This is a genomic window from Pseudomonas sp. 39004, from assembly GCF_028682155.1.
GTDB lineage: Bacteria > Pseudomonadota > Gammaproteobacteria > Pseudomonadales > Pseudomonadaceae > Aquipseudomonas > Aquipseudomonas capeferrum.
Map to the genome: position 1 here is coordinate 1 of NZ_JANIAG010000147.1, position 14,285 is coordinate 14,285.

General features: G+C 64.5%; 15 protein-coding genes and 1 tRNA gene. 5 read left to right on the forward strand and 11 right to left on the reverse strand.

The window, feature by feature from the left end; translation table 11 throughout:
- Positions 1 to 97 precede the first annotated feature (97 nt).
- The 3 genes from NP534_RS20985 to NP534_RS20995 are packed head-to-tail and all read right to left on the reverse strand — an operon-like array spanning position 98 to position 4,290.
- Positions 98 to 2,500 carry a DUF3772 domain-containing protein gene (locus NP534_RS20985; protein ID WP_274099969.1) on the reverse strand — a complete coding sequence of 801 codons (2,403 nt, stop codon included), beginning with the start codon at positions 2,498 to 2,500 and terminating at the stop codon, positions 98 to 100.
- Between the two features lie 56 nt (positions 2,501 to 2,556).
- Positions 2,557 to 3,615 carry a bifunctional DNA-binding transcriptional regulator/O6-methylguanine-DNA methyltransferase Ada gene (ada, locus tag NP534_RS20990; RefSeq protein WP_274099970.1) on the reverse strand — a complete coding sequence of 353 codons (1,059 nt, stop codon included), beginning with the start codon at positions 3,613 to 3,615 and terminating at the stop codon, positions 2,557 to 2,559.
- A gap of 48 nt (positions 3,616 to 3,663) precedes the next feature.
- The gene (locus NP534_RS20995) at positions 3,664 to 4,290 is read right to left on the reverse strand and encodes a DNA-3-methyladenine glycosylase family protein (protein ID WP_033701352.1); all 627 of its coding nucleotides are present in this window, start codon (positions 4,288 to 4,290) and stop codon (positions 3,664 to 3,666) included.
- Positions 4,291 to 4,462: 172 nt separating this feature from the next.
- Between NP534_RS20995 and NP534_RS21000 the strand changes: the two genes are divergently transcribed.
- Complete coding sequence (locus tag NP534_RS21000) at positions 4,463 to 4,978, forward strand: sigma-70 family RNA polymerase sigma factor (protein ID WP_274099971.1); 516 nt, start codon at positions 4,463 to 4,465, stop codon at positions 4,976 to 4,978.
- The gene (locus tag NP534_RS21005; RefSeq protein ID WP_274099972.1) at positions 4,965 to 5,921 is read left to right on the forward strand and encodes a FecR domain-containing protein; all 957 of its coding nucleotides are present in this window, start codon (positions 4,965 to 4,967) and stop codon (positions 5,919 to 5,921) included. Before NP534_RS21000 ends, NP534_RS21005 begins: the two co-directional genes overlap by 14 nt.
- Before the next feature lie 11 nt (positions 5,922 to 5,932).
- On the opposite strand, the gene NP534_RS21010 is transcribed toward NP534_RS21005, so the two are convergent.
- The 3 genes from NP534_RS21010 to NP534_RS21020 form a co-directional block, all read right to left on the reverse strand.
- A complete protein-coding gene (locus NP534_RS21010; protein WP_033701357.1) occupies positions 5,933 to 7,090 on the reverse strand; it encodes an MFS transporter in 1,158 nt (385 codons plus the stop codon).
- Positions 7,091 to 7,168: 78 nt separating this feature from the next.
- On the reverse strand, positions 7,169 to 7,312 hold the full coding sequence (locus NP534_RS21015) for a hypothetical protein (protein ID WP_167334465.1): 144 nt from the start codon (positions 7,310 to 7,312) through the stop codon (positions 7,169 to 7,171).
- Positions 7,313 to 7,450: 138 nt separating this feature from the next.
- The gene (locus NP534_RS21020; protein WP_274099973.1) at positions 7,451 to 8,665 is read right to left on the reverse strand and encodes an MFS transporter; all 1,215 of its coding nucleotides are present in this window, start codon (positions 8,663 to 8,665) and stop codon (positions 7,451 to 7,453) included.
- Positions 8,666 to 8,857: 192 nt separating this feature from the next.
- On the opposite strand from NP534_RS21020, the gene NP534_RS21025 reads away from it, so the two are divergent.
- Together NP534_RS21025 and NP534_RS21030 are read left to right on the forward strand one after the other, a co-directional pair.
- Positions 8,858 to 9,781 (forward strand): FecR family protein, encoded by a 924-nt coding sequence (locus NP534_RS21025; RefSeq protein ID WP_274099974.1) that lies wholly within the window; start codon positions 8,858 to 8,860, stop codon positions 9,779 to 9,781.
- A gap of 95 nt (positions 9,782 to 9,876) precedes the next feature.
- Positions 9,877 to 9,953: transfer RNA gene (locus NP534_RS21030), tRNA-Met, on the forward strand.
- Between the two features lie 116 nt (positions 9,954 to 10,069).
- Here the strand turns inward: NP534_RS21030 and NP534_RS21035 are convergent.
- Complete coding sequence (locus NP534_RS21035) at positions 10,070 to 10,687, reverse strand: LysE family translocator (RefSeq protein WP_033701361.1); 618 nt, start codon at positions 10,685 to 10,687, stop codon at positions 10,070 to 10,072.
- 120 nt (positions 10,688 to 10,807) lie between these two features.
- Between NP534_RS21035 and NP534_RS21040 the strand changes: the two genes are divergently transcribed.
- Positions 10,808 to 11,725 carry a LysR substrate-binding domain-containing protein gene (locus NP534_RS21040; protein WP_274099975.1) on the forward strand — a complete coding sequence of 306 codons (918 nt, stop codon included), beginning with the start codon at positions 10,808 to 10,810 and terminating at the stop codon, positions 11,723 to 11,725.
- Here NP534_RS21040 and NP534_RS21045 read toward each other — a convergent pair.
- From NP534_RS21045 to NP534_RS21060, 4 genes are all read right to left on the reverse strand, one after another.
- Entirely contained in the window at positions 11,665 to 12,249 is a 585-nt protein-coding gene (locus NP534_RS21045) for a D-Ala-D-Ala carboxypeptidase family metallohydrolase (protein ID WP_274099976.1), read from the reverse strand. The two genes, NP534_RS21040 and NP534_RS21045, sit on opposite strands and share 61 nt — an antisense overlap.
- Positions 12,250 to 12,324: 75 nt before the next feature.
- Positions 12,325 to 12,963 carry a carbonate dehydratase gene (can, locus tag NP534_RS21050; RefSeq protein ID WP_033701363.1) on the reverse strand — a complete coding sequence of 213 codons (639 nt, stop codon included), beginning with the start codon at positions 12,961 to 12,963 and terminating at the stop codon, positions 12,325 to 12,327.
- Positions 12,964 to 13,014: 51 nt separating this feature from the next.
- On the reverse strand, positions 13,015 to 13,470 hold the full coding sequence (rimI, locus tag NP534_RS21055) for a ribosomal protein S18-alanine N-acetyltransferase (protein WP_274099977.1): 456 nt from the start codon (positions 13,468 to 13,470) through the stop codon (positions 13,015 to 13,017).
- On the reverse strand, positions 13,467 to 14,252 hold the full coding sequence (locus NP534_RS21060; protein WP_274099978.1) for an energy transducer TonB: 786 nt from the start codon (positions 14,250 to 14,252) through the stop codon (positions 13,467 to 13,469). Before NP534_RS21060 ends, rimI begins: the two co-directional genes overlap by 4 nt.
- Between the last annotated feature and the right edge of the window lie 33 nt (positions 14,253 to 14,285).

Here is a 14,285-nt window from a genome sequence, read left to right on the forward strand (position 1 = left end):
ACCTTTGCAGCCGCGCCTGTACTCGATCAGCTCCATGCGCTCGATCAGGGCAATCAGTAGCTGTATTGAAGCGGGGGCGCTGGGCGCCCCCCAATACTCACGCCGGCTCGTCGGCCGGGCGCGAACCTTCCTGCAGCAACACCATGCTCTGCGGCGAAGACAAGGGGATCCCCTCATCACGCAACCGCCCAAGAATGGTGAACAGCAGGTCACTGCGGGTGCCGGACACCTGCCGCGGCCCGGCCACGTAACCACTGACCGCAATCACCATGCCACTGCTCGTCAGGTCCTTGAACGACACCGAACTCGCGGGTGCATCCAGTATCGCTTCGTGCTCGTGATACGCCGCCAGCAGCAGGTCGCGCACGCGGTTGGCATCGGTTTCCAGTGGCAAGGTCAGGGTCACGCTGACCACCCCAAGGGCATTGCCCATGGTCACGTTGCGCACGTTCTGTGAAATGAACTGCGAGTTGGGCACGATCACCGTCGAGCGGTCAGACATCTGTATCTCGGTGGCGCGCACGTTGATGCGGCGGATGTCACCCTCGACACCGGCCAGGCTGACCCAGTCGCCCACCTTTACCGGGCGCTCGGTAAGCAGAATCAGACCCGAGATGAAGTTCTGCACGATCTGCTGCAGACCAAAACCGATACCTACCGACAACGCACTCACCACCCAGGTCAGGCTGGTCAGGTTGATACGCAGGGTCGACATCACCAGCATGGCCAGGAACAGGAAGCCCAGGTACCCCACCAGGGTCACCAGCGAGGCACGCATGCCGGCGTCCATGTCGGTTTCCGGCAGAAGGCGCTCGCTCAACCAGCGCTTGAGCACACGGATGCCGAACATGCCGCCGAAGAACATCGCCACGGCCAGCAGGATATCTTGCGGCACGATGTTCAAGTTGCCGAGCATCTTGCCACCGGTGCCATCCCAATCCCCCAGGCTGAGCAGCAACTCACCGGGGCTGGTGCCCGAAGGCGTGAAGGCCAGCAGTACCGCCAGGAACAGCAGCACGGTACGGCCGATGCCAGCCAGAATGGTGCTGGCCTGGGCTTGATGGCGCGGTGCCAGGCCCAAGGTCGATGCCAGGGCCAGGCCGCCCGGCTGGCGGGGCGACAGCAGGGTTTCGCACAGGTCACCGAGGAAGGTGGTCAGCAGGTAGGCACAGGTCGCCACCACGCTGATCCACAGCAACTTGGCCGTGAGGAAGTACGCCAGGGTCAGGAAACCGGCCAACAGGGCCAGCACGATCAGCCCCACCCACACCACGAGGACGAAGGGGATCAGCCCCGCCAGGCCAGTCGGGCGTTCCAGCTCATGCTTGCGCAAGGTGCGGCGGTAGCGCAGCAAGGCCACCGAGAAAATCACCGCCACCACCAGTGCAGTCAGGCCGTTGGTCGCCACGGTCAGCGCCAGGCTGGTGCCGATTACGCTGTTGATGCGCTCCTGGGTCAGCAGCACCATCAGCGCCAGGGCCAGCAATTTAGGGAACCAGCCCAGGGCGCTGGCCACCTCATCGTGGATCGGCGGCAAGCGCCAGGACGGGCGCTGCAGCATCAACATCGCGCGGCCCAGGCCCGAAATGAAGGCGCTGAACACCACCAGGGTAAGGATGTGGTTAGCCAGGCTGGCGATATCTGTGCCCAGCTCGGCGCTGCTTTCCAGGCCCCAGCGCAGCAGCGACACAGAGCCGGCGATGGTGCCCAGCGTCGCCAGGCTGACGCTCAGGGCCAAGGCGCTGCGGCGCAGGCGGCCTTCTGGTAGCCAGCGCACCATCGCGTTCGCCAGCAGGCGTTCGAGCAGCCGGCGAACCAGCGTCCACACCAGGATGGCCGCCACCAGGCTGCTGAGGAAGAACCAGCGATGTTCGGCACTGAACGCGCTGGCCACGGCATCGGCCGCCTCGCCACGCAGGTCGCGCAGGCGCGCCACGTCTTCATCGGTGGGGCGAATCAGCGACTGCCAGAACGCCGGGGTCAGCGGGCTGGTGGCGCGGCTGGTGACCTGCGAGTTGAACTGGCTGCGGCGCAGGTTGACGATCTGCGTGGACAGGTCCCGGGCCGACTGGGTCAGCTTGGTAGCCTGCTCCTGCTCGGCCAGCACGGTCTTTTTCTGGGCTTCGAGGTCCTTGCGCTGAAGGGTGATGCTGGCGGGTTCGTCCGGCTGCTGCGGGCCCAGCACCTTGAGCTTGTCGTCCAGGCCTTGCACGTCGGCGGTACGCAGCGCACCAAGGGCATCGGCCTGCCGCTGAACCTGTATGGCAGCCTGGCGCAGTTGCGAGAGCACATCGTCATTGGCGCTGCTGGTCACGCCTTGGCGGATCAGGTCGAGACGATCACTCAACTGCTCAAGGCTCGCGTTCTCATCGAGCACCGGCAGTTCGGCAGCCGCCAGGCTGGAGACTGCCGGGGCCGGGGCGGACCAGGCCGGGGTGGCCAACGCCACCATCAGGGCCAATACGCCTAGGCAATAACGGGCAAGGCTGACACGCCTCATCGAACAATCCTCTATGCATTTCGATTTGGCGGGGGATTCTACGCGGCTTCACGCGATCAGGAGAGTGCCGTTTCTCGCTTGAGCAGTTGCTGCTTGCGCTCCACACCCCAGCGATAGCCGCTGATGTCGCCGTCGCGGCGTACCACCCGATGGCAAGGAATGGCCACGGCAATGCGGTTGGCCGCGCAGGCCATGGCCACGGCACGGACCGCCTTGGGTGCGCCGATACGCTCGGCGATGTCGGTGTAGCTGACCCGACAGCCGGCAGGTACCTCACGCAAGGCCTGCCAGACCCGCTCCTGAAATGCCGTGCCCTGGACATCCAACGGCAGCGCCAGACCCAGCGTGGGGGCTTCCACAAAGCCCACCACCTCGGCGACCACCCGCTCGTATTCGCTATCACCGCCGATCAGCCGGGCGTTGGGGAACTGGTCCTGAAAGGCCTGCAACAGTGGCTCGGGATCATCGCCCAGCAGAATCGCGCAGATACCCTTCTCGCTCTGGGCCACCAGAATCGCCCCCAGCGAACACTGGCCCAGCGCAAAGCGAATGGTTGCCCCTGCCCCGCCGGCACGGTAGGCCTTGGGCCGCATGCCCAGGCGCTGCCCGGCACTTTCGTAGAACCGGCTGTTGGAGTTGTAGCCGGCGTCGTAGATGGCATCGGTCACCGAGCGCTGATCCTGTTCCAGGTGCTCACGCAGGCGTCGGGCGCGAAATGCCGAGGCGTAGGCCTTGGGGGTGAGGCCGGTTTCGGCCTTGAACAGACGGTGCAGGTGAAAGGGGCTGACTGCCAGTTGCGCGCTGAGTTGGTCCAGGTTTGGCCCACTGGCAGCGCCCTCGATCAGCCGGCAGGCACGCGTCACCAGCTCGCTGCGCCGGGTTGCGCTGGCACCGCTGTCACCCGCGCAACGCTTGCAGGCGCGGTAGCCGGCGGTTTCGGCGGCGGCGGTATCGTCGTAGAACGCGATGTTTTCGCGCTTGGCCATGCGCGACTTGCACCCTGGGCGGCAGTAGATACCCGTGGTGCGTACGGCATAGACGAAGTGGCCGGCGGCGGCGCTGTCACGGGCCTGCACGGCTTGCCAGCGCTGCTCGGGGGTGGTGTAGGGTTTCATCGCGGATTACCTCTTGTCTGTCTCGCCTGTAGCGCCAATGCAAAAACATCAGGCCCGCCACAGATACCAGGCCGCCACGGTCCGGTACGGGCACCAGCCACCGCCCAGCGAGCGCATCTGCGCCGGCGTCGGTGCTTTCTCCAGCCCCTTCAGTCGACGATATCCCTCGCGTACCGCGAAGTCGTCGACCGGCAGAATGTCCGAGCGCTCAAGGCTGTAGATCAGCAACATCTCCACCGTCCAGCGCCCGACCCCACGCAGGGCCACAAGGCGTTCGATCAACGCTTCGTCAGCCATGGCCAGCGCCTCCTGGCGGCTGGGTACCAAACCCTCGAGCCGAGCCTGGGCAATGCCCTGCACGGTGGCCGTCTTGCTCGCCGAGAAGCCGCATGCGCGCATCGCCTCAGGCGTTACAGCCAGCAATTGTTCCGGGGCGGGAAAACTGCCCTCGGGGAACAGCGCCAATAATCTGCCCAGAATCGACTCGGCGGCGCGGGCATGCAACTGCTGGTAGGCAATTGCCCGTACCAGCGCCTCATAAGGCTCGCGCCCGGGCGTTGCCTGGTGCAGGCACGGCCCGATCGCGGCAATGTGCCGTGCCCAGTCCGGGTCCGATGCGGCCAGGTGCCGGCTGGCCTCGCGGTAAGCTTCGGGCGAAAGGTCAGCCAGAATCATTGCGCCTCCAACAGGTCGATGACAGGCCCAGCTTAGCCCAACCGTTCATCGGTGAAACGCCGGATCTTGCGCGGCTAATTCCTGGCATACCATTGATCCGCGCCGCGCTCCGCGCATAGAATTGAGAACTATTCACAATCACGCACGCTCACCGGATCAGGCCTTCGCTACGATGCAGACCACCGACACGCTCAAGCCGACCGAGGTTGCTCTGCTCTATCAGTCCCACCACGCCTGGCTCAGCGGCTGGCTGCGCAGCCGGGTCGGCTGCCACGAGCATGCCGCCGACCTCGCCCAGGATACCTTCGTGCGGCTGTTGCGCGCCCGCCAGGCTTCGCCGCTCAAGGAGCCCCGCGCCTACCTGAGCGCCATCGCCCGCGGCCTGATGATCGACCAGTTCCGCCGCCGCGCCCTGGAGCGGGCCTACCACGAAAGCCTGGCCCTGCTGCCCGAAGCCGAGGTGCCCAGCGAAGAACACCGGCTGGTCATTCTCGATACCCTGGAGCGCCTCGACCGCGCCCTGCACACGCTGAAGCCGCGTACACGTCAGGCCTTTCTGCTGGCCCAGATCGACGGGCTGAGCATCACGCAGATCGCCCTGCAGCTGGATGTGGCCCGCGTGACGATCGAGCGCGACCTGGCCAAGGCCCTGGGTGTCTGCTACCGGTTGCGTTATGTCGACCTCTGACAGCGCGCCCGCACAGGCTCAGGTCGACCAGGCCATCGACTGGCTGGTGAAGCTGCGCTTCGACAGCCCCAGCCCGCGTACCGAGCGGCAATTCCAGCAATGGCTGGCCAGCCATCCGCACAACCCCAAGGCCTGGCAGCGCGTCAGCAACCTCAGCGACGAATTGGCCGGGCTGCCCAAGGCCCTGAGCCGCAGCACCCTCGACGCCAGCCAACGCCAGCGCAGCAGCCGCCGTGACCACCTCAAGCTGCTGGCGCTGCTGGCCGCCGGCGGCAGCCTGGGCTGGGCCGCGCGCGAACCGTTGGGCCTGCCGCAGCTACTGGCAGACAGCAGCACCGCCACGGGCGAACGCCGGCAATTGCACGGCAGCGATGGCAGCCGCATCCAGCTCAACACCAACAGCGCTATCGACCTGCGCTACAGCGCCGAACAACGTCAGCTTGAGCTGATACGGGGCGAGGTGAGCCTGGACAGCAACGCCAACGACGACCGCCCTTTCCGCATCGATACCCGCGTTGGCACCCTGGGCACCCGCGACGGGCAACTGCTGCTACGCGAAAACGACAAGGGCTTGCTGCTGGCAGTACGCGGTGGCGAGGTGACGTTGTTCCCCGCCTCTGCCCACGCACGGTTGGTGCATGCCGGCGAAACGCTGCAAGTGCAGGCCAACGGCAACTTGCAGGCCGTCAGCCTGCACAGCGACCCTTGGGGCTGGACCGACGGCGTGCTCAGCGTGCAGCAGATGCCGCTGGGGGAATTTACCGCCGAACTCTCGCGCTACCGCCCGGGCCTGCTGCGCTGTGCTGACGACGTGGCAAACCTCAAGGTCTCCGGCACTTACCAACTGGCCGACACCGAGCAGATTCTGAAACTGCTAGCCCGCAGCCTGCCGGTGCGGGTCGACTACCGCACGCGTTACTGGGTGAGCATCGGCGCCGCCTGAAAAACCTGTGATCAGTCCGCCACTGCGCGCAACCGCCCTGCCCGCCGGTACGACTGCCGGGCAAAGCAGACAAACAGCCCCGCCATCAGCGCCAGCGCCATCGGCAACCCGTGCGGCGCCACATCCATCGCCGCGCCGCTGACCAGCGGCCCGACCAGGCTACCCACTCCCCACAGCAGGCCGACACTGGCATTGGCTGTTACCAGGTCCTGCCCTTTGAAGCGCTGCCCGATCAACACCAGCGCCAAGGTGTAGATGCCCCCCGCCACAGCGCCCAGCACCACCAACAGTGGCCACAGCAACCAGGTCATCTGCAGCAGCCACGGCAGGCCGATGCCGATCAGCATCGCTACCAGGCCGCACACCAGGTGCAGGCCGGTCCGCTCGACCCGGTCGGCCAACCAGCCCAATGGCAGCTGGAACAGCATGTCGCCGGCAAACACCACCGTCACCATCAGCGCCGCCACGCCTACGGCAAAGCCATGGCTGGTGGCATATACCGGCAGCAGCGACAGCACCACGGCATCGAAGAAGGAGAAGAACAGCACCGCCACGCACAAGGCTGGCGCCACGCGGAAGAAGCCGGCAAGGCCAAAGCTCTTTTCGCCTTCTTCATGTTCCACATAGTCGTTGGGCACCGTCAGCACGATGCACAGCAGGGCCAGGCCATAGCAGGCGGTGACCACGCCGGTGATCCATGGGCTGTTGGCCCCCAGCACAGCCAGCATCGCCGGGCCGAGTACCTGGAAACCGGTAAAGCTGGTGGCGTACAGGGCCATGATCTTGCCGCGATTGTGCTCGGGGCACAGCTCGTTGACCCAGGACTCGCCCAGAATGATGGCAACCCCCATGCCGATGCCCAGGCCCAGACGCAGCAGCGCCAGCAGCCAGATCGAGTCGAAGGCCGACTCCAGCAAGGCGATGCTGACGGTGCACAGGCTGAAGCACAGCAGGTAGATGGTGCGCCGAGTCAACAGCCGGCAGCAGGCGTCGACCATGAACGCCGAGAGCATCATCCCCGCTGCGGGGATGGCCGAGATAATGCCGATTTCCAGGGTGCCTGCGCCGGCCTCATGCAGGCGCAACGACACCAACGGCAGGCTGGCCCCCAGGCTGAAGCCCACCACCGACACAGCGAACAACAGGCCCGCCAGCAAACGCATGTTCATTTACCACTCCTTGCAAACCGAAAAGACGAGCAAACACGAGCGCGCACGCCAGGGCGGCGGACGACGCAAAAGCGCAGATCAGTTCAGGGCAAGGTGTGGCGAGAAGGTGAAGGCAAACAGCACGCTGCGCCGACGCTTGAGCACCGTGTCACTCGGCCACGCACGACGCAGTGCCTGCAGTGCAGGCTGGCGAGCATTTGGCAGGGACGGGTTACGGCGCATTGCTTTGACTACGCAGGTTGGAGAAAAGAGGCGGCACTCTAGGCCAAGCCAGGTGGAATCGTCAATCCAAGGGCCGCTCGCAATCCCTGTAGGAGCGGCCTTGCGTCGCGATGGGCTGCGCAGCAGCCCCCAAACGCCTCAGCGCTTACGAGTACTAGGCAAAAACACCGCCAACAACCCGAACAACGGCAGGAACGAGCACAGCCCATACACATACACGATACCGCGCAGGTCCGCGACATAGCCAAGCAGTGCAGCGCCAATCCCACCGAAGCCGAACATCAAACCGAAGAAGATCCCGGCAATCATGCCCACGCTGCCCGGCACCAGTTCCTGTGCATACACCACAATGGCGGAAAACGCCGATGCCAGGATGAAGCCGATCACCACGCTCAGCACCGTGGTCCAGAACAGGTCGGCATACGGCAGCGCGAGGGTGAAGGGGGTAACCCCCAGAATGGAGAACCAGATCACCGCCTTGCGCCCGATACGGTCACCGATCGGCCCGCCAAAGAACGTACCCGCAGCCACCGCGCCCAGGAACAGGAACAGGTGCAATTGCGAGCTGGCCACCGAAACGTCGAACTTCTCGATCAGGTAGAAAGTGAAGTAGCTGGTGAAGCTGGCCATGTAGAAGTACTTCGAGAACACCAGCAGGCCCAGCACGATCAGCGCCGCGATCACCCGCTTGCGCGAGATGCCATGGGTAGCCTGCACGGCCTTGCGCGCCTTGGCCTGGTTCAGGTGCTCCTTGTACCAGCCCCGCAGCATCAGGGTCACGGCGAAGAAGAACAACCCCGCCAGGCCGAACCAGGCGACGTGCGTCTGCCCGAACGGGATGACGATGGCCGCCGCCAACAGCGGCCCAAGCGCCGAGCCGGTGTTACCGCCCACCTGGAAGGTCGACTGGGCCAGGCCAAAGCGCCCACCCGAGGCCAGACGTGCAATGCGCGAGGTCTCTGGATGGAAGGTGGACGAGCCGATGCCGACCAGCGCCGAGGCCAGCAGGATCATCGGGAAACTGCCGACAAAGGCCAGCATGACGATGCCCACCAGTGTGCACAAGGTGCCCAGCGGCAGCAGGTTCGGCGCAGGCCGACGGTCGGTAAAGAAGCCCACCCAAGGCTGCAGCAACGAGGCAGTGATCTGGAAGGTCAGGGTGATCATGCCGATCTGGGCGAAGCTCAGGTCGTAGTTGGCTTTGAGCATCGGATAGATGGCTGGCAGCACCGACTGGATCAGGTCATTGATCAGGTGCGCCAGGGCGCAGAAACCGATGATGCGCATCACCAACGGGTTGGCAGGGTTCGCCGCTGCGCTGGTGGAAGCCGTGGAGGTGCTACTGGTGGCCATGTGCCTGAATCTCCGTCCTCAGATTTAGGATCCGATTATCAGGAAACAAATAGATACATAGCTACCTTTTTTATCCCTCCGTCGCGACGTACTTGTAAATGGTTCTCAATATATTTAGCATCCTCGACTCATTCCCCTGTCATCGTTGGGCGAAACGGCCCCTATCGTGAGCAGACCGATCCCATGAGCCCGATGCCCGCCAAACAATTCCAGCCCGACCCCCAGCAGGAAGCTCTGGAGTGGTTCTCCCGTTTGCGTCAGCCCGGGTGTAACGAAGGCGAACGCCAGGTGTTCGCCGCCTGGTGCCAGGAGCCGCAAAACGCCCAGGCTTACGCTGAGCTGGAAACCTTCTGGCAACAGCTGCAACCCGCACCGGCTCGCCCGCGACCCCGGCAGATAACGGCGCGCCGCAGCCACCTGGGCAAATGGCTGGCGCTGGTGTTTCTACTGGTGCTGGGCGCATTGGCCTACCTGTACTGGCCGCTGATGCAACGCCTGGGCAGCGAAATGCACACCGACGTTGGCGAACGCCGCAGCCTGCGCCTGGCCGATGGCTCGACCGTGCACCTGGACAGCGCCAGCGCGATGAACGTCGACCTGCGCGGGCGTACCCGCCAGTTGCACCTGGTACAAGGCCAGGTGTACCTCGAAGTACTGCTCGATGGCCGCGCCATGGAGGTGGACGTGGGCGAGGCGCGCATCCAGGTATTCGGTACCCGCCTGCAAATTGCCCGCTTTGCCGACCACAACGAACTGGTGGTGCTCAGTGGCAAGGCGATGGTGGTCCAGGGTGGCGAACAGCGCCTGGTCTCTGCCGGCGAACGGGTGACATTCGATGCCACACGGATCGACCCTGTACAAAAAGCCGACATGAAGACCGCCGACAGTTGGCGCAACGGCCGCCTGCGCGCCACCGACATGCCGCTAGGGCAGGTGCTGGAACGCCTGGCGGGTTACCAGGGGCAACGCCTGTGGATACTCGACGAGCAGGCCGCCCATCGGCGCGTGAGCGGCGACTTCAGCCTCGACCGCCCTGCCGAAAGCCTTGCCGCACTGGCCAGCACCCAGCAATTGCAGCTGCAGGGCGTGCTCGGCCACTGGCTGATCGTGCGCTGAGGCCGGCCCTGGCGGCTAAGTTTTTGAAAGCGTGCAAATTTTTTTTGAAATGAGTGTTGACAGAGGGGCATCACAAGGGAATAATGCGCGCCATTGGCTACATAGCTCAGTTGGTTAGAGCATAGCATTCATAATGCTGGGGTCCGGGGTTCAAGTCCCTGTGTAGCCACCAAACATGATAAAGGGCTTACCGAAAGGTAGGCCCTTTTTCTTTGCCTGCGAAAAAGCACAGCCTGAGCTGTTTGGGCGCGGCCTATATGGCCAGCACCCCTACTTGCAATCGTCACATCAACGCACACCTGTGACTGCCACCGCCAAGCCCAGGCCGATCAATGCCAGCCCGATCACCCGGTCCACCAGCCGCTGTCGCTCGATCATCGCCTTGCGCAACGCCGTGCTGGAGAAAAACACGGCCACCAGGCTGAACCATAGCCAGTGGGCAAAGGACATGAACGCGCCGTAGGCGAAGTCCAGTGCCAACGGGCTGCCCGGCTGCACCACTTGCGTGTAGGCGCTGATGACGAAGAGCATGGTCTTGGGGTTCAAGGCATTGGTGAGAAAGCCGGTACGCAGCGCGGCCGCAAGGCTGGCGCCAGTGTGCCGGTCGATACCGTCGAGGCTGATGCGCGCGGTATTGGTCAGCGATTTGTAGCCTAGGTAGACCAGGTAACCCGCGCCTACCACCTTCATGCACAGGAACAGCGTCGGGCTCTGGCTGATGATCACCGCAATGCCCAGTACGGTGTACAGCACATGCACCTGCACGCCCAATGCAATCCCCACCGCAGCCGCCAGCCCGGCCTTACGGCCCTGTGCATAACTGCTGCGGGTGACCATGGCGAAGTCGGCGCCGGGGCTGATGACAGCGAGGACGGTGAACAGGGCTACGGCGATGAGTTCGGTCATTGGCGGGTCTCGATAGGCGATTAAAATGCACAGACGCGCCGATTATCCTGGGCTTATTAACTGAGAAAAATCGATTTATAGTGGCGGTTATCCGCTCGTTTTTCTCACAGAAAGCACAACATGAAACTGCCGCCCCTCAACGCGTTCCGCTACTTCGACATCGCCGCCGAAACCGAAAGCTTCGTGCGCGCCGCCGAGCGCCTGCATGTCACCCATGGCGCGGTCAGCCGTCAGGTACGCCTGCTCGAAGAAAGCCTCGGCGTCGAACTGTTCGAGCGCCGCAACCGGGCCATTTTCCTCACCGCCGCCGGCCGCGCCCTGCAGGGCACCACCCAGGCCATCTTCGAACAGCTCGAAGGCGCCGTGCAGCGCCTGCAACAGCAGGCCAGCGACAATGTGCTGGTGCTCTCCTGCGAGCCCACCATCGCCATGCGCTGGCTGATCCCGCGCCTGCCCCGCTTCAACGCCGCCCACCCCGACCTGCAACTGCATCTGGTAGCCGCCGGTGGGCCGGTGGACTTCGCGCGCAGCGGCGTCGACCTGGCGCTGCGCCGCGATGACTTCCATTGGGACCGCCAACTCCATCACCGCAAGATCTGCGACGAATGGATCGGCCCAGTGTGCCGCCCCGGCGCCGTCACCGGCCTGGATGGCCAACGCCTGCTGCACAGCCGCACGCGGCCCAGCGCCTGGCCCACCTGGCTGCGCCTGAGCACGCAACGGGCCAAGCACACCGAGCGCAGCGACTATGAGCATTTTTACCTGTCGATCCAGGCCGCCAGTGCGGGCCTGGGCCTGGCCATGGGCTCAGCGCTGATGGTGCGAGACGAACTCGACAGCGGCCAACTGCAGGCACCCTTCGGCTTCTTGCGCGACGGCTCTGCCTATCACCTGCTCAGCCCGCAGCCGCTGGACGATGGCGGCAAGCGCCAGCGTTTTGCCGAGTGGGTGATCGATGAATGCGAGGCCTGCCTGGTTCACCTGGGCCTGGCGCAGAACGACGAGCCCGCACTGCCATCGCCACCCCAGGTGCGATAGCCAGCGGTGTCGATGTGGATGCGACCTGACGGATAACGGCCCAGGCCCATGTTCCAGGCCTGGCCGTGTTGTTGCCAGAAACTGCAAAGCGGGTTGGGGTCGGCCCAGGCCGGCAACAGGATATCAACGGCGAATGCGCGGGTATGGGCGCTACCCACGGCACCGCCCGCACATCGGTTGAGGCTGGGGTCGCGGTAGACCGAGACCACTTCGAACTGGCGCAGGATGCCCTGGTCGTCGAGGGTGTTGAGCAATGACAGCGTCGAGCGCACTGCGGGCCATTGGCTGGCAGGTGGCACGGCGAAGGGGGATGCCCGGCACAGCTTCCAGTCAGAGGCCGAGCGAAGCAGTTGATGGATCGGCACCACCCCGTACAGCCGGGCATCCACCAGCATTTCGCGGAAGGGGCGTGTTTGATGATCGCCGGCCCATTGGGCGAACATCCACAGGTCGCGGTCATCGGCGTGCGCCACACTGACCACCCACATGCCCATCGCCATCAGCAGCCACTTCGCGCCTGTCATCCCCACTCCCCTGTTCAACGAGATCGAACACCCTGTTTCAAGTTATGTAAGCAGAAACGCAGGGCAACACACCGCCTACTCCAACGCCCGCAACCGATACTGCGGTGGCAGTTGGGCAAAGCCGCTGATGGTGGTGTCCAGGCTCTTCCAACGCCCGTCCTTGATGCCATAGATGCAACCATGCACCGACAGCTCCTGCCCGCGATGCCAGGCGTTCTGCACGATGCTGGTGTGGGCCACGTTGGCGACCTGCTGGATGACGTTCAGCTCGCACAGGCGATCGACCTGCGCCTCTTCGGTTTCCAGCTTGGCCAGTTCGCCGCGCTTTTCGTAGTACAGGTCGCGGATCGAACGCAGCCAGCCGTCGATCAGGCCGAGCTGGCGGTCCTGCATGGCAGCGCGCACGCCGCCGCAACCGTAGTGGCCGGTGACCAGGATGTGTTTGACCTTGAGCACTTCGACGGCGTACTGGATCACCGACAGGCAGTTCAGGTCGGTGTGCAGCACCACGTTGGCGACATTGCGGTGGACGAACAGGTCGCCAGGCAGCATGCCGACGATTTCATTGGCCGGCACGCGGGCGTCGGAGCAACCGATCCAGAGGAACTCGGGGGTTTGCTGACGGGCCAGTTTGGCAAAGAAATCGGGGTCACGCTGGGTGATGGCATCGGCCCAGCGTGCATTGTTGTCGATCAGTTCCTGCAGGTCGTGCATGGTCTTGCCTCATCAGGTTGTACCTGTGTGACAAGGCCTGCACCCGAGGGGTCACTCCTCGAACAGGGTGCAGGCCATCACCAGGGCATCTTCACGGCCGCCGGCCATCGGGTAGTAGTCACGGCGGCGACCGATTTCGTTGAACCCGAAGCGCTCGTACAACCGATAGGCCGACTGGTTGCTGGCGCGCACTTCCAGGAAGCATTCGCGGCCGTTGAGCTGGTAGGCCCGCGCCATCAGGTGCTCAAGCAGACGCAGGCCCAGGCCGAACCCTTGGTTCTCGGGCTTGACGGTGATGTTGAGCAGGTGCGCCTCGTCGATGATCACATTGATCACGCCATGGCCGACCTGCTGCTGGCCGTCGAACATCAGCCACACTTCGTAGGACTTGAGCGCATCCTGAAAGATTCCGCGGGTCCAGGGATGGCTGAACGCGGCATATTCGATCTTAAGCACGGCATCCAGATCCGCCTCGGTCATCGGGCGGAAACTGATCGAGTCACTCATTCAACGCTCTTCCAGCGCGCCATCAGCTGGCGCATGGCTTGCCAGACGTCCGCCTTGCGTTGCGGCTCGTCCATCAACAGTTCAAGGCCCGGCAAGGCCCAGGCATCGCCCAGGCCCTCAAGCTTCAGTGTTTGGTAGTAGGTGTGCGCGTCGGTATTGCCGGCAAAGCGCAGCGCGGGCAGGCCGATCAGCCACAAGCAGGTGCAGGGTGCCTCTTCCAGGCGCGCCTGGATGAACCCCTGGACGAAATCGCGTGCAGCGTCCGGGCCTTGGTCCATGTTGCCGCGCACCAGCAGCGGCCAGCGCACCGGCTCACCGATGATCTGCGGGGCGTCGGGCAGGCCGGCGGCGCGCAGCATGTCCTTGAGCAGCAGGTAGGACGGGTCGCGGCTCTGGAACGGCTGGCCGGTGGCCAGTTCCACCAGCAGCAAGCAGTTGCCGGCGCGCAGCAGTTGCAACGAGAAGCGCGGTGGCGGCACCGGCACCGGGCGCGGTGCGGGGGCTGGCTCTTCGGCTTCGACGGGCTTGGCGGCAGGCTTGGGGGTGCTGCCTGGGCGCGGAATCTCGATTTTCGGGCGTTCGCCGCTGCGCGCCTGGGGGGCGGCAGCGGCTTCGTTGGCGGCGGGCGCTGGTTTGACGTCGAAGTCGAGGTCTTCGACCGGGGCCACCGGCAACAGCAGTTCGGGGCGCGACGGTGCGGCGAACGGCAGTTCGGCGCGCGGCAGCCAGTGCACCACTTGCATGGCGGAAAGGTAGGCGCGGCGACGGGGTTCGGTCAGCACGAGGCGGGTATCCGGGGGTTATATCAATCGGGC

Coding starts and splice junctions, on each gene's coding strand:
- can (WP_033701363.1), bottom strand. CDS start 12,963: ATGCACGACCTGCAGGAACTGATCGACAACAATGCACGCTGGGCCGAT.
- NP534_RS20995 (WP_033701352.1), bottom strand. CDS start 4,290: ATGATTCTGGCTGACCTTTCGCCCGAAGCTTACCGCGAGGCCAGCCGG.
- NP534_RS21005 (WP_274099972.1), top strand. CDS start 4,965: ATGTCGACCTCTGACAGCGCGCCCGCACAGGCTCAGGTCGACCAGGCC.
- ada (WP_274099970.1), bottom strand. CDS start 3,615: ATGAAACCCTACACCACCCCCGAGCAGCGCTGGCAAGCCGTGCAGGCC.
- NP534_RS21010 (WP_033701357.1), bottom strand. CDS start 7,090: ATGAACATGCGTTTGCTGGCGGGCCTGTTGTTCGCTGTGTCGGTGGTG.
- NP534_RS20985 (WP_274099969.1), bottom strand. CDS start 2,500: ATGAGGCGTGTCAGCCTTGCCCGTTATTGCCTAGGCGTATTGGCCCTG.
- rimI (WP_274099977.1), bottom strand. CDS start 13,470: ATGAGTGACTCGATCAGTTTCCGCCCGATGACCGAGGCGGATCTGGAT.
- NP534_RS21015 (WP_167334465.1), bottom strand. CDS start 7,312: ATGCGCCGTAACCCGTCCCTGCCAAATGCTCGCCAGCCTGCACTGCAG.
- NP534_RS21025 (WP_274099974.1), top strand. CDS start 8,858: ATGCCCGCCAAACAATTCCAGCCCGACCCCCAGCAGGAAGCTCTGGAG.
- NP534_RS21040 (WP_274099975.1), top strand. CDS start 10,808: ATGAAACTGCCGCCCCTCAACGCGTTCCGCTACTTCGACATCGCCGCC.
- NP534_RS21020 (WP_274099973.1), bottom strand. CDS start 8,665: ATGGCCACCAGTAGCACCTCCACGGCTTCCACCAGCGCAGCGGCGAAC.
- NP534_RS21045 (WP_274099976.1), bottom strand. CDS start 12,249: ATGACAGGCGCGAAGTGGCTGCTGATGGCGATGGGCATGTGGGTGGTC.
- NP534_RS21000 (WP_274099971.1), top strand. CDS start 4,463: ATGCAGACCACCGACACGCTCAAGCCGACCGAGGTTGCTCTGCTCTAT.
- NP534_RS21035 (WP_033701361.1), bottom strand. CDS start 10,687: ATGACCGAACTCATCGCCGTAGCCCTGTTCACCGTCCTCGCTGTCATC.